The 14004-nt window shown below is 70.5% G+C and carries 12 protein-coding genes; 4 read left to right on the forward strand and 8 right to left on the reverse strand.

The window, feature by feature from the left end:
• Window positions 1–26 precede the first annotated feature (26 nt).
• From ACIBG8_RS40440 to ACIBG8_RS40450, 3 genes are all read left to right on the forward strand, one after another.
• Window positions 27–1067, forward strand: coding sequence for a FecCD family ABC transporter permease (locus ACIBG8_RS40440; RefSeq protein ID WP_397348513.1), 1041 nt, complete (start codon window positions 27–29; stop codon window positions 1065–1067).
• A complete protein-coding gene (locus ACIBG8_RS40445) occupies window positions 1064–2089 on the forward strand; it encodes a FecCD family ABC transporter permease (RefSeq protein WP_397348514.1) in 1026 nt (341 codons plus the stop codon). Before ACIBG8_RS40440 ends, ACIBG8_RS40445 begins: the two co-directional genes overlap by 4 nt.
• Window positions 2090–2165: 76 nt before the next feature.
• On the forward strand, window positions 2166–2948 hold the full coding sequence (locus ACIBG8_RS40450) for an ABC transporter ATP-binding protein (RefSeq protein ID WP_397348515.1): 783 nt from the start codon (window positions 2166–2168) through the stop codon (window positions 2946–2948).
• Here ACIBG8_RS40450 and ACIBG8_RS40455 read toward each other — a convergent pair.
• The 5 genes from ACIBG8_RS40455 to smc all read right to left on the reverse strand — a co-directional run bounded on the left by ACIBG8_RS40455 (window position 2942) and on the right by smc (window position 11576).
• Window positions 2942–3829 carry a glycerophosphodiester phosphodiesterase gene (locus tag ACIBG8_RS40455; protein WP_397348516.1) on the reverse strand — a complete coding sequence of 296 codons (888 nt, stop codon included), beginning with the start codon at window positions 3827–3829 and terminating at the stop codon, window positions 2942–2944. The two genes, ACIBG8_RS40450 and ACIBG8_RS40455, sit on opposite strands and share 7 nt — an antisense overlap.
• Before the next feature lie 8 nt (window positions 3830–3837).
• The gene (locus ACIBG8_RS40460) at window positions 3838–4608 is read right to left on the reverse strand and encodes a hypothetical protein (protein ID WP_397348517.1); all 771 of its coding nucleotides are present in this window, start codon (window positions 4606–4608) and stop codon (window positions 3838–3840) included.
• 130 nt (window positions 4609–4738) lie between these two features.
• Complete coding sequence (locus tag ACIBG8_RS40465; protein WP_397348518.1) at window positions 4739–6385, reverse strand: tetratricopeptide repeat protein; 1647 nt, start codon at window positions 6383–6385, stop codon at window positions 4739–4741.
• Window positions 6386–6707: 322 nt separating this feature from the next.
• The gene (gene ftsY / locus ACIBG8_RS40470; protein WP_397348519.1) at window positions 6708–7874 is read right to left on the reverse strand and encodes a signal recognition particle-docking protein FtsY; all 1167 of its coding nucleotides are present in this window, start codon (window positions 7872–7874) and stop codon (window positions 6708–6710) included.
• Window positions 7875–7913: 39 nt separating this feature from the next.
• Complete coding sequence (gene smc, locus ACIBG8_RS40475; protein WP_397348520.1) at window positions 7914–11576, reverse strand: chromosome segregation protein SMC; 3663 nt, start codon at window positions 11574–11576, stop codon at window positions 7914–7916.
• 88 nt (window positions 11577–11664) lie between these two features.
• On the opposite strand from smc, the gene ACIBG8_RS40480 reads away from it, so the two are divergent.
• A complete protein-coding gene (locus ACIBG8_RS40480; protein ID WP_397348521.1) occupies window positions 11665–12381 on the forward strand; it encodes an alpha/beta hydrolase-fold protein in 717 nt (238 codons plus the stop codon).
• Between the two features lie 47 nt (window positions 12382–12428).
• On the opposite strand, the gene ACIBG8_RS40485 is transcribed toward ACIBG8_RS40480, so the two are convergent.
• The 3 genes from ACIBG8_RS40485 to ACIBG8_RS40495 all read right to left on the reverse strand — a co-directional run bounded on the left by ACIBG8_RS40485 (window position 12429) and on the right by ACIBG8_RS40495 (window position 13987).
• Window positions 12429–12623: a hypothetical protein gene (locus ACIBG8_RS40485; RefSeq protein ID WP_397348522.1), complete on the reverse strand. Its 195-nt coding sequence runs from the start codon at window positions 12621–12623 to the stop codon at window positions 12429–12431.
• Window positions 12624–12815: 192 nt separating this feature from the next.
• Window positions 12816–13091 (reverse strand): acylphosphatase, encoded by a 276-nt coding sequence (locus ACIBG8_RS40490; protein WP_397348873.1) that lies wholly within the window; start codon window positions 13089–13091, stop codon window positions 12816–12818.
• Window positions 13091–13987 (reverse strand): LysR family transcriptional regulator, encoded by an 897-nt coding sequence (locus ACIBG8_RS40495; RefSeq protein WP_397348523.1) that lies wholly within the window; start codon window positions 13985–13987, stop codon window positions 13091–13093. Before ACIBG8_RS40495 ends, ACIBG8_RS40490 begins: the two co-directional genes overlap by 1 nt.
• Window positions 13988–14004 lie beyond the last annotated feature (17 nt).

Below are 14004 nucleotides of genomic sequence, written 5' to 3' on the forward strand. Positions count from 1 at the left end.
CTCTCAGACCTGGATTTAGGTTAGCCATGCCTAACCTGGCATACTTCTACGAGTTCGGGCAAATGAGGAGGAACGTGGCGCACAAGCGAGTGCTTCTTGCGCTGCTCGCCACGGTCGTGGTCGCAGTCGTGCTGAGCATCACCATCGGCGCCAAGGCCGTGTCCCTCACCGACGCGTGGCACGCGCTCACCGCGCCGACCGGCACGGAGAACGACATCGTGATCCGCTCGCTGCGCATCCCGCGAACGGCGCTCGGCGTGCTCGCCGGGCTCGCGCTCGGGGTGGCCGGAGCTCTCATGCAGGGGCACACCCGCAACCCGCTGGCCGACCCCGGCCTGCTCGGCGTCACCCAGGGCGCGGCGTTCGCGATGGTGGCCAGCATCATCCTGCTCGGCACCACCAGCCTGTTCGCCTACATCTGGTTCGGCCTGGCCGGCGCGCTGGTCGCCAGCGTCGGCGTGTTCGCGCTCGGCATGGTCGGCGGCAGGGGCGGGCCGACCCCGGTCACGCTCGCCCTGGCGGGCACCGCCGTGAGCGCCTTCCTCTACGCTCTGACCTCGGCGATCGTGCTGCTCGACGAGCAGGCCATGGACGTCTTCCGCTTCTGGCAGGCGGGCTCCATCGCCGCGCGCGGCTCGGACGTCGTCTGGCAGGTGCTGCCGTTCGTGGTGGTCGGCCTGGTCCTGGCCATGCTCAACGCCCCGGGGCTCAACGCGCTCTCGCTCGGCGAGGACGTCGCGCGCGGCCTCGGCCAGAACGTCTCCCGGACCCGCGCGGTCGGCATCGCGGCAGTGACCCTGCTGACCGGGGCCTCGGTCGCCGCGTGCGGGTCGCTCGCCTTCATCGGCCTGGTCGTCCCCCACCTCGCCCGCCCACTTTCCGGTACGGACCACCGCTGGCTGCTGCCCTTCTCCGGGCTCATCGGCGCGTCCCTGCTGCTGCTCGCCGACGTGATCGGCCGCGTGGTCGCCCCGCCGGGCGAGCTGGAGGTCGGCGTGGTGCTCGCCCTGATCGGAGCGCCGTTCTTCATCGCGCTGGTCAGGCGCAGGAAGCCGGTGCGGCTGTGAGAGTGGCCGGTCTCTCCTGGCGGGTGCGCCCGCGCGGCGTCGCGCTGGTCGTGCTCGGGCTGTGCGCCGTGGTGCTGCTGATGGCGCTGAACATGCGCATCGGCGACATCCCGCTCAGCCTGTCCGAGGTCTTCCATCCCACCGGCGGCGCCTACTTCGTCGTCATGGAGCTGCGCCTGCCCAGGGCGCTCACCGGCGCGCTGGTCGGCGCCGCGCTCGCGCTGGCGGGCGCGATCACCCAGTCGATCGCGCGCAACCCGCTGGCCAGCCCCGAGATCCTGGGCGTGACCACCGGCGCGTCCGTGACCGTGGTGGCCGGGCTGGTGCTCAGCGGCAGCGTGTACGGCGGAGCCTCCGGCCTGCTGTCCTCGCTCGGCATCCCGTTCCTCGCCATGGCCGGCGGGCTGCTCGGCGCGCTGCTCGTCTACTCCCTGGCCTGGCGGCGCGGGCTGGACGGCTACCGCCTCGTCCTCGTCGGCATCGGCGTCGCGGCGATCTTCACGAACGTGAAGTACTGGCTGATGACCATGGGCGACGTCAACGACACCACCAGGGCCATGGTCTGGATCAGCGGCTCGCTGAACGGGCGCGGGTGGGAGCACGTCGTGCCCGTGGGGCTGGCGCTGGCGGTCCTGGTGCCGTTCGCGCTGCTCGGCACCCGTTCGCTCAACGCGTTGCGGTTCAGCGACGACACCGTGATCGCGCTCGGCGTCAGGATGAACCTGGCGCGCGGGCTGATGCTCCTGGCCGCGGTGCTCCTGGCCGCCGTCGCCACCGCCTCGGCGGGTCCGATCGCCTTCGTCGCGCTGGCCGCGCCGCAGATCGCCCTGCGCCTGGTCCGGTCGGCGCAGCCGCCGCTGTTGTCGTCGGCGGTCGTGGGCGCCGTGCTGGTCGTCGCAGCCGACCTGATCGCCCGCACGGCGTTCTCGCCCTTCGAGCTGCCCGTCGGCGTCGTCACCGCCGTCCTCGGCGCGCCGTACCTGATCTACCTGCTCATCCGCCTGCGAAAGGGCCGCTCATGAGAGAGCGAAGCGAGCTCATCAATAAACACAGCAACTTTGTGTCATGCGACGACGAGCCGCTAGGCGAGGAGTAAGCATGAGACTTGAAGCACGCGGCGTCAGGCTGGGGTATGGCGAGCGGGTCATCGTCGATGGGCTCGACCTGGGCATCGAGGCGGGTACGGTCACCACGATCATCGGCCCCAACGGCTGCGGCAAGTCCACGCTGCTGCGCGCGCTGGGCAGGCTGCTCAAGCCGTCCGGCGGCGAGGTGCTGCTCGACGGCAGGAACATCGCCTCGATCCCCACCCGTGAGGTCGCCAAGACCCTCGGCGTACTCCCCCAGGCCCCCTCGGCCCCCGAGGGCCTCACCGTCGCCGACCTGGTCGCCAGGGGCAGGCACCCGCACCAGACCTGGTACCGCCAGTGGTCCTCAGACGACGAGTCGGCCGTGGGAAGCGCCCTGGCCATGACCGGCCTGTCAGACCTGGCCGACCGCCCGCTGGACGAGCTGTCCGGCGGACAGCGGCAGCGCGCCTGGATCTCCATGGCCCTGGCCCAGGGCACCGACCTGCTGCTCCTGGACGAGCCGACGACCTTCCTCGACCTGGCGCACCAGGTGGAGGTGCTGGAGCTGGTCAGGCACCTGCACGAGGAGGCGGGACGTACCGTCGTCATGGTGCTGCACGACCTGAACCTGGCCGCCCGCTACACCGACCGCCTGGTCGCGATGCGCGAGGGTCGGGTGATCGCCGCAGGGACCCCGCACGAGGTCCTGACCGAGGACCTCCTGCGCGAGGTGTTCGACCTGGACGCCAAGATCATCGCCGACCCGGTCGCGGGGACCCCCTTGGTGGTGCCCATCGGCACCCGTCACTGAAGCACCTTCTTCAGCAGGTCGGGGCGGTCGGTCATGATCCCGTCCGCGCCTAGGGCGATGAGCTCGCGCATGGTCGCCTCGTCGTTGACCGTCCAGTAGTGCACCTGCATCCCCAGCCGATGCGCCCCCTCGATCAGCCGTTCGTCGGCGAGATCGAACCCGTTGCTCTCGGTCGGCAGTTGCAGCACGCTGGCCCGCGGCCGATAGAACCCCGGCACCCGGAACTTGTGCGTGAGCGCGAACAGGGTGGCCTCACTCTTCCCGGCCCCCAACGCCACCCGCCCCCCGCTGACCTCCCGAAACCGATCGACGATCCCCTGATCGAACGACACCACGACAACCTTGTCCTCAAGGCGATACCGCCGGATCAACCCCCAAAGCTTCTCCTCGATCCCCGGGTAAGCAGCCTTGATCTCCACGTTGAACAACTTGTCCGGAAATTTCACGAACAGCTCCTCAAGCCGCGGGACCTTCGCCCCCTTCCCCCGAAAACTCAACCGCCCCTGCAGATCCCTGAACGAGTACCCGGCATCCAGCCTGGCAAGATCCGCATAGGCGAAGGAATCCACCCGCCCCTTGCCATCGGTGGTCCGATCCACGGTGTCATCGTGAATGGCGACCAGCTCGCCGTCCCTGGTCTGATGTATGTCGGTTTCCAGCACATCAGCCCCCAGAGCGACCGCGTTCTCGAAGGCGACCATCGTGTTGCTGGGCGCCAGCTCCTCCCCACCCTGATGCGCGATGAACAGCGGCGTCGCGGCCCCGGGAAACGTCGCCACCGGCCGCGCGGGCACGAAGACGTAATACATCGCCAGATTGACCAGAAAAGCAGCCAGAAGAACCGCAACCAGCCCCAGCAGCGCCCTGCGCAGGAGTTTCACGGCGCCCATTATGGGACAGAAGGCTCCAGTTCCACCCTCCGCAACGACGACCGCGCCGCCAGCCCCGCAACCACCAACCAACTGACCCCGGCGAACCCCATCAGCAGATAGGCATCCCGCACCACGGTCTCGAACACCCCGGTGACAAACGCGGCCAGCGGAATGGACGCGAACGCGATCATGCGGGCGCTCCCCAGCACCCGTCCCAGCAGCCGGTCGGGAACCAGCACCTGGCGCAGCGTCGCCGTGGCCACGATGGAGATCCCCGCACCGGCGAACTGCCCCAGCCAGGCCAGCCCGATCAGCACCGGCCCGCGCGCCGGGATCATCAGCAGCATGGACAGCCCGCCGACCACCGCACCCGCCCCCTGGAAGGCGTAGACGACGCCGATCTGGCCGGGCGTGAAGCAATGGTAGGAGGTGAGGTAGTACACCACGTTCGCCAGCAGCAGCCAGACCCCGAAGTTGCAGGCGAACGAGATCAGCGCCGCCGACAGCACGAAGGTGCCCGCGTCTGCGAAGACGGCCACCCGGTAGCCGAACGTGACGATCAACCAGGCACCCGCGATCGGCCCGAACAGGTTGACCGCGTGCTCCCCGATGTGGATGCGCGCGTTGGCGGGCGGCAGCCGTTCCACCGGCACCAGGGACGGCAGGATGGCGCGGAAGGCGGGCTGGTAGAGCGGATCGACGCAGGCCAGCAGGAATGCCAGCACGTAGATCGGCCACAGCGACCGCGCGCCGAGAGCCAGGTAGGGCACGTACTCCAGCGCGTACACCAGACCTGTCTTGCAGCGCCGACCCGGTCAGGTCGAGCACGAGCAACGGCAGCGCGAGCCGGTATATCCAGGTGCCGAGGGAGGAGACGAGAAACCCGGTGAGCAGCAACCAGGACCTCGTCCCCATGGGCTACCCCTCAGTCAGAGCTCGTCTGATTTCCGGATCGTCGGGCACCAGCCGGGCCGCCCTGGCCAGGTCCTCGTGCGCTTCCGCCGGCCGGCCGCAGGCGCGCAGCGCCACCGCGCGGTTGAAGAGCAGCTCGGCGGACTCGTCGAACTTGAGCGCGCAGGTCAGGTCGGCGACGGCCGCCTCCAGGTCGCCCAGCGTGAAGGCCAGCTCGCCGCGCCCCGCCCAGGCGGCCGCCAGATCGGGCTTGAACCGCAGCGCGGCGTCGAACGCGGCGCGTGCCCGCTCCGGCCGCTCGGCGGCGGCCTCGATCTGGCCGAGCACGCACAGCAGATACGGGTTGTCCCGGTCGAGCGCCAGCCCGCTCCGCACGTCCTGCTCGGCGCGGTCGGCCTCGCCGAGCGCGATCAGCAGCCCGGACCTGTTGACGTAGGCCGGGGCGAAGTCCGGGTCCAGTTCGAGCGCGTAGTCCAGGTCCGCGAGGGCACCGTCGAGATCGCCCTGGGTGTACCTGATCTCGGCGCGGTTGTAGTACGGCTCGGGGAAGGGCGGGCTGAGCCGCATCGCGCTCTCGTAGTCGGCGAGCGCCTCCGCCGTCCTGCCCAGCTTGTGCAGCAGGTTGCCCCGGTCGAGGTAGTAGTCCGGGTAGCCGGGATCGGCCTCCACAGCGCGCGTGTAGTCGGCGAGCGCCGCCTCCGTCGTGCCCAGGAGCTGCGCCCGGTTGCCGAGCAGCACCAGCTTGTGGATCGGGTGCTCGCCGGGCAGGTCGCGCTCCGCCAGCTCGATGGCCTCCTCCACCAGGCGCAGCGCGGCGTCGAAGCGGCGCCGCCGTACCTCGACCAGAGCTTTGGTGTTGAGGTCGAACCCCAGGTGGAAGGCGCGCTCTCGGCGGTCGGGCAGCAGGCTCGTGATGGTGATCGCCTCGTTGATCCAGGCGAGCGCCTCGTCCGGGTCACGCCTGGCCGGGTCGTGGTGGCGCACAGAGAGAGTGGCGAGCGAGCAGGCGACGGTGGCGCGGTTCTTCGGCTCGGTGCCCTCGCGCCTGGCCAGGTGGTAGAGCTCGCAGGCCTCGTCCTCGCGCTCGATGGCCTCCAGCGCGCCCGCCGTCCTGTGCAGCAGCGTCCACCAGCGGTCCGGGTCGTCGTCGTGGCTGAGCCGGTCGAGCGCGTAAAGGCCGGCCTCGGCCATCGCGTGGTGGAAGCCCTCGTCGCGAAAGCGGTCGAAGTCGGCGACCGGTGGTCCCTGGCGCGGCGCGGCCACGCCAGGGACGATCGTCAACGCCGGAACCCTCCGCCTGAGCACCTCGATCAGCTCGACATCCGTCTGGTCCGCCGCGCCCAGGTTGTCGACGGTCAAAGTCAACGGAGCCGCCAGATGGTCGCGGACGAACTCCGCCAGCCCGTTGGCGATCCTGAGCGTGCGGCGAGCCCCGGGGATCAGGATGCGCTGCTCCCGCGGTAGCCGATCGGCCAGCGTGGTCCTCCGGAGGGGGACCACGCCGGCCAGCTGCGGCGCCGCGACCCTGATCTCGATGTCGTGCCTGGCGATCAGGTCCCCCGATGCCTCGGGGACCAGGAGGTCGAGCAGCCCGGCCGCCAGCGTGTACGGCCCGCGCAGGCGTCGGTCGGCGTCGAGGGTGATCCCGGTCACGCACTACCTTCCGTCACGGAGGGGGCCGGCGCCCTGTCCGAAGACGCCGGCCACTCATCTCAGCCCTTGTGCCTCGGCGCAGCAGCACCGGCCGGCTTGACGGTTCCAGGCTTGTGGACGACGACCTTCTTCATGCGTACCTCTTCGCTCATGGCGACGAAAAAGATCGCGAACGGACTGCGTTGCCGCCCGCGATCTAGATGACCGATTCATGTGAACACGGGTCAACCCAGAGATCAATAGCCGGACGGGTAACGGACAATTCCGCATAAATAAGGAAACGCTCCGCAGCAAGCCACGGAGCGCCCTAAACCTTCCTGTATCACTCGCCCAAGATCGCGTCCACGAAGACCTCGGGGTCGAAGGGGGCCAGATCGTCCGGGCCTTCGCCCAGGCCGGCCAGCTTGACCGGCACGCCCAGCTCCCGCTGGACCGAAATCACGATGCCGCCCTTGGCCGTCCCGTCCAGCTTGGTCAGCGCGATGCCCGTGATGTTCACCACTTCAGCGAACACCTGCGCCTGCCGCATGCCGTTCTGCCCGGTCGTCGCGTCGAGCACGAGCAGGACCTCGTCGACCGTGGCCTTCTTCTCGATGACCCGCTTGACCTTGCCCAGCTCGTCCATGAGCCCGGTCTTGGTGTGCAGCCGCCCAGCGGTGTCGACGATGACGACGTCGGCCTTCTCCTCGATGCCCTTCGCCGCCGCATCGAACGCCACCGACGCCGGGTCGCCGCCCTCAGGGCCGCGCACGACCTCGGCGCCCACCCGGTCGCCCCACGTCTGGAGCTGGTCGGCCGCCGCCGCCCTGAACGTGTCGGCCGCGCCGAGCACGACCTTCTTGCCGTCGCCGATCAGCGAGCGGGCCAGCTTGCCCGTCGTGGTGGTCTTGCCGGTGCCGTTGACGCCGACGACCAGCACCACGGCCGGCCGTTCGCCGTGCTTGTCGATGTGGAGGGTGCGGTCGAGGTCGGGGTTGACCTGGATGAGCAGCTGCTCGCGCAGGAGCTTGCGCACCTCCTCCGGCGTGCGGGTGCCCAGGACCTTGACCTTGGTGCGCAGCTCCTCGACCATCGCCCTGGTGGGGGCGACGCCGACGTCGGCGGTGATGAGGCTCTCCTCGATCTCGTCCCAGACGTCGTCGTCGAGGCGGTCGCGCGAGAGGAGTTCGAGCAGGCCCTTGCCGAGCGCGCTCTGGGAGCGGGCGAGCCTGGAGCGCAGCCGTACCATCCGGCCGGCGGAAGGCGGCGGGACCTCGATCTCGGGCTTGACGACGACCGGGGCAGGAGGTGGAACGGTGGTGGTCGCCCCACCCTCCGATTCATCGGCCCCCTGGGGCGCTGCCTCCTGACCGGGAAGCAGCGGCTCCTGGTCCGGGGGCGCGACCGGCGGGGCCGCCCTGCCTCCGGGCCGGAACAGGAAGAAGAGGCCGCCCGCCGCCAGCACGGCGACGACGACCACGATCACGATGATGGGAAGCAAGCTATCCACAAGATGTCAGTTTTCCAGATCATCCCGGGTGCTCAGGACTCAGACGCGCTCGCGCAACCGCTGGCTGACCACCTGGGTGACGCCGTCTCCCCGCATGGACACGCCGTAGAGGGCGTCGGCGATCTCCATCGTGCGCTTGTTGTGCGTGATGACGATCAGCTGCGAGCTCTGCCTGAGCTCCTCGAACAGGGTCAGCAGCCGCTGGGTGTTGGTGTCGTCGAGCGCCGCCTCGACCTCGTCCATGACATAGAACGGCGAGGGCCGTGCCTTGAAGATCGAGATCAGGAACGCCACGGCGGTCAGGGACCGCTCGCCGCCGGACAGCAGTGACAGCCGCTTGACCTTCTTGCCCGGCGGCCTGGCCTCGACCTCGATGCCGGTGGTCAGCATGTCGCTGGGGTCGGTGAGGATCAGCCTGCCGTCCCCGCCGGGGAAGACGCGGCTGAAGATCTGCTCGAACTCCCTGGCCACGTCCTCGTACGCGGCGGCGAACATCTGCTCGACCCGGTCGTCGACCTCCTTGACGACCTTGAGCAGCTCGGTGCGCGTCTTCTTGAGGTCCTCCAGCTGCGAGGTCAGGAACGCGTGCCGTTCCTCCAGCGCGGCGAACTCCTCCAGGGCGAGCGGGTTGACCTTGCCGAGCTGGGCCATCATCCGCTCGGCCGCCCTGGCCCGCTTCTCCTGCTCCTCGCGCACGAACGGGATCGGCGGGTCGCCGGGCACCGGCACCTGCGGGCCGTACTCCTCGATCAGGGTGTCCATCTCGACGCCGAACTCGTCCATGGCCCGCTGCTGGAGCTGCTCCAGACGCAGGCGCTGCTCGGTGCGGGCCACCTCGCTGCCGTGCACGCGGTTGACGAGCTTGTCGAGCTCGCCGCTCAGCTCGCGCACGCGGACGCGGACCTGCTTCAGCTCCGCGTCGATGGCGACCCTGGCCAGGTCGGCCTCGTCGCGCTCGCGCCTGGCAAGCTCGATGGAGGCGGCCAGCGCCCTGAGCACCTGCTTGGCGCCCTTGGCGACGGCCTCGGCGACCACGGCCTGCTTCCTGCGGCGTTCGCGCTGGGCTGCGGCGGTCATGCGCTCCTCGCGCTCGCGCTGGGCGGCGCGCATGAGCCCGTCGGCGCGGCCCGCGATGCCCTTGACCCGCTCCTCGGCGGTGCGCACCTGGAGCCTGGCGTCCATCTCGCTCTGCCTGGCCACGGCGGTGGTGCCGGCCAGCTCGTCGCGCAGCTCGGTGGTGGGCTCGGTCTCCAGCTCCTGGGAGTATTCGGCCTCGGCCAGCCGGATCTCGAGCTCGGCCAGCTCTTCGAGCCCTTCGGCCCGCGCCTCCTCGGCCGCCGTGACGCCGCCGCTCAGGCGGTCGGCCTCGTCGGCCGCCGCCTTGGCCGCGGCTCCCAGCTGGGCCAGGCGCTTGGCTGCCGCGGCGTTGCGCTGGTCGGCTTCGCGCTGGCGGCCTCTGACCTGGTCGAGTGCGCCCTGTGCCGAGCTGACCCCGGACTGTGCGGTGCCTGCGGCCGCCTGGGCCTCGGTCAGGCGTCCCTGAGCTGCCTCCAGGGAGGTTTGGGCGGCTTGCTCCGCCTCCAGTGCCTCTTCGAGTACGGTGGCCGTCTCTTCGGCCTTCTGACGGGTTTCTTCGAGTACGGCTATCGCCTCGTCGAGGGCGGCGCGCACCTGGAGCACGGAACTGCCGCCACCCGGCCCACCTGCTGCGGCCTGGAGCCCCACGAGGTCACCCTCGCGGGTGACCGCCCTGAGCCCTTCCTCCGCCACGGCCCGCGCTTCGGCCAGGTCAGCGACCACCACGACGTCAGCCAGGAGGTAGTCGACCGCGGAGCGCAGGTCATCGGGCACCGTCACGAGCTCGGCGGCCCACTGACCCGCCGCAAGGGGGCGCCGGGAAGCAGCACCCCGGCCACCTGCGATGACGAGGGTCGTGTGACCGGAGTCCGTCGTGCGGAGATGCTCCAGGGACTCCAAGGCGGCGTCGAGGGACTTGACGGCCACGGCCTCCGCGTAGGAGCCGAGCACCGCGGCGATCGCCGCCTCCGCGCCGGGCGTGACGGTCAGGTGGGCGGCCAGCGGCCCGAGCACGCCGGGCAGCGACGCGGCCAAGAGCGCCGCTCCGCCGTCCGCGCCCTTGGCGAGGCCGAGTTCGAGCGCCTCCTGCCGAGCCTGCAACGCCGCCACCGCGCGCTGCGCCTGCTGGTCGGCCGCGCGTGCCGTACCGACACCCGACTTGGCAGCCTGAAGGGCCGCGCGGGGGGCGGCCAGCGCGGCGGTCGCCGCCTCGACGGCGGCCCGCGCCTCGTCGGCGATCTCCCTCGCCTGCGCGACGGCCTCCTGCGCGACAGAAAGCTCCTCGGCCAGCGCGGGGTCGACCGCGGGCTCCTCGCTCTCCTGCAGCTCCAGCTCGTCCTGCGCGCGCAGCGCCCGCTCGCGGGCCTCGCTGACGGCGCGGTTGAGCCTGCCGATCTCCTCCTCCGCCGCCCTGGACCTGCTGCGCGCCGACTCGACCTGCCCGCGCATCCTGGCCAGGCCCTCGCGCCGGTCGGCTGCCGCGCGGGCCGCCATGGCCAGCCGCTGCTCCTCGGCGCGCAACGAGGTCTCTGCCTCCTCGCGCCGCGCGATGGCCGCGTCGAGCAGCTCCTGCGCGGTCTCCAGCTCGGCGCCGAGCATGAGCTCCTGCTCGCGCACCTCGGCCGCCTCGCGCTCCAGCTCCTCGGGGTCGCGCCCGCGGCGCTCGATGGAGGCGGCGTCGAGGGCGTGCCTGTGGCGTTCCGCCGCGAGGTGTTCGAGTCCGGTGATCCGTTCGCGCAGGGAGGAGAGCCGGAAGTAGGTCTCCTGAGCGGCGCTCAGGCGGGGCTGCGCCTCGGCCTCGGCCGTCTCCAGCAGCGCCTCGCGCTGCTGGCCCTCGGCCAGCTCGCTCTCCACGGCGGCCCGCCTGGACAGGATGGCCGCCTCGTCGGCCGCCTCGCGCTGCAGCGTGGCGCGCAGGATGCCGACGTCGTCGGCGAGCAGGCGCAGCTTGGCGTCGCGCAGGTCGGCCTGGATGACGGCGGCCTTGCGGGCGATCTCGGCCTGCCTGCCCAGGGGCTTGAGCTGGCGGCGCAGCTCGGTCGCGAGGTCCTGCACGCGGGTGAGGTTGGCCTGCATCGCGTCGAGCTTGCGAAGCGCCTTTTCCTTGCGCTTGCGGTGCTTGAGCACGCCCGCGGCCTCTTCGATGAAGGCGCGGCGGTCTTCAGGCCCGGCGTGCAGGACGGCGTCGAGCTGGCCCTGGCCGACGATGACGTGCATCTCGCGGCCGATGCCCGAGTCGGACAGCAGCTCCTGGATGTCGAGCAGGCGGCAGGTGTCGCCGTTGATGGCGTATTCGCTCTGCCCCGAGCGGAACATCAGGCGGCTGATCGTCACCTCGGTGTAGTCGATCGGCAGCGCGCCGTCGGAGTTGTCGATCGTCAGCGTCACCTCGGCGCGGCCCAGCGGCGCGCGGTTGGAGGTGCCGGCGAAGATGACGTCCTCCATCTTGCCGCCGCGCAGCGACTTGGCGCTGTGCTCGCCCATGACCCAGGCGAGGGCGTCGACGACGTTGGACTTGCCGGACCCGTTGGGGCCGACCACGCAGGTGATGCCGGGCTCGAAGCGCAGCGCCGTCGCCGAGGCGAAGGACTTGAAGCCGCGCAGGGTGAGGGTCTTCAGGTACAAGCCGCAAGCCCCCTTCTCCCTACCGACTGCGGGAAAGCCTACTGGTCCTCACTGCCCGCCGCTCGCGGGTGCATTACTGTGGCGCTCCATGCAAGGCACTACTCGCCGTAATCTCCTGATCGCAGGCGGTGTCGCGGTGCTGGGCGTGGGCGGACTGTTCGGCAAGGACGCCTACACCGCGGTCAGGTGCGGCACCATGCCGTCCCTGCCCGACGTCACCCCGGGCCTGGTACGGCAGAGCCGACTCGGCACCCGCCGGGTGCTGGTCGGCTACCCCACCGCCGAGGCGCGCAGGCTGCCGGTGACCGTACTCCTCCACGGGGCGGCGGGGAACGCGCGCACGCCGTTCGAGGTGTATGGGATCGCGGCATATCTGGCCGGTATGGGGTTCGCCGTCGCGTCGGTCGACGACTGGCCGGGCGCCGACCTGGCCGGCGACCTCATCCCCCACCTGGCCACGCTGGGCCTGAACACGGCGAGGGTCGGCCTGATGGGCTGGTCGATGGGCGGCGGCGGAGCGCTGAGACTGGCTGCCGCGCTGGGTCCCGATCGGGTGAGCGCCGTGTCAGCGACCTCTCCGGCGATCTCCGCGGCCGAGGCGCCGATGGGCGGGCTGGCCAGGCTGCCGGTGTGGTTGAGCTGCGGCGAGTCCGACCCGCTCGCGCCGGAGACCATCGCCATGCTCGCGAATCTGCGCCGTCGCGGCGCCACAGTCGAGGGCGGGATCTCCCCCGGCTGCCATGACGCCGCGTTCAGAAGGCGGATGCTTGCGAGTCAACTGTCCTTTATGAACAGGTACAAATAACAAGGGACGCCTCTCTGAGGCGTCCCTGGACGTTGCGGCCCGATCTCTCAGGTGAGAGCCGGCTCCCGCTCCTGCAGGCGATTGAATGCCTCATCACGGGTTTGTGCCGCTAGAGCGTCATTCTGGGCCTGGAGCCGGATGAGTTCTGCCTCCAGGTCACGGATCCGCTGCTGCAAACGCCGCATCTCCGAGACCATTCGAGGATCAGGACCGCCGACGTGGCCTAGTAGAGCCTTCGCCATGGTAAAGGGTCCTCCACGCTGAGTGACCAGACTGGTTCGCGCACTTCATATTCCGCGGGAGGGGTGCGCGTGGTACCTAACAAGAGTCGCACCGCCGGTGTGGGCGGTCAAGTCGAACGCACCGCATGGACCCACCCGTGGGCACTCTCGATATACAACTATACCCTATTTGGGTCGTTTACCGGAAGTCCCTTACCTCTCCACAAACTCCCGCAAACTACCTCGTGATTCGCTCCATCGTTCTACTACTCCAGTGACCCTGCCGGGCGTGTCGCAACCCCTGAGCAGGTCGAGGAGCTTGACGCAGGCCTCACGATCACCCTCCGCAACCACCTCGACGCGGCCGTCGTCCATGTTGCGCGCCCAGCCGACGAGCCCGAGCTCCAGCGCGCGGGCCCGCGTCCACCAGCGGAACCCCACCCCCTGCACGTGGCCGCGCACCCAGGCGGTCACCCGTACGGTCTCCATCACGCCGCCACGACGTGAAGGGAGTGGCGCTCCGCCGCCTCGTTGAACGCCCTGACGAGGGCCGTCTCCTCCGACTCCAGCCACGCGAGGCCGAGGATGGAGTCCGGCAGCCCGGTGACCGGCACGAAGACCACGTCGGGACGCGTCTGGCTGGCCGCGGTCGGCGTGCAGATCAGCATCGCGCCCCGGCCGAGCGCGACCTGGGTCAGGCCCTCCTGGCTGGTGGCGACCGTGCCCGCCTGCTCGATCGGGAGGCCGGACGGCGTCGTCGTGGGCGCGATGTGCTCGCGCCACCTGCGCGGGGCCGGGCCGTCCAGCCCGATCAGCGCGACGCCGGCGAGCTCCTCAGCGTCGATCACGCGCCGCCTGGCCAGCGGGTGGCGGGCGGGCAGGCCCAGCCGCATCGGGACCCGGTTGAGCTCGGCCCCCGTCACCACGCCGGGCTCCTCCACCGGCAGCAGCGTGAACACCAGGTCCACCTGGTGGGCGTGCAGCTTGCTGAACGGGTCGGACAGCGGGACCTCCACGAGCTCCACCTCGCAGCCCGGGTAGCGGTCCTCGAACCGCGTGACCGTGCCCGTGACGACGTCGGTCGGCGTGGCGAGGAAGCCGACCCGCAGCAGGCCGGTCACCTCCCTGGCCGCCGCCTTGGCGGTCACCACCGCCCTGGTCAGCCCGTCGTAGGCGGGGCGCAGGTCGGCCAGGAAGTGCTCGCCGAGCGCGGTGAGCCTGACCCGCCTGCTGGTCCGCTCCACGAGCTTGCCGCCGATCCTGGTCTCCAGGGAGCGCACGAGCTGGCTCACCCTGCCCGGCGACAGGTAGAGCCGCTCCGCCGTACGAGCGAAGTGCAGCTCCTCGCTCAGCACGACGAAGCACTCCAGTTCCTTGAACTCCATCCCGCCTCCATCGCTTA

The sequence above is a fragment of the Nonomuraea sp. NPDC050556 genome, from assembly GCF_044457355.1.
GTDB lineage: Bacteria > Actinomycetota > Actinomycetes > Streptosporangiales > Streptosporangiaceae > Nonomuraea.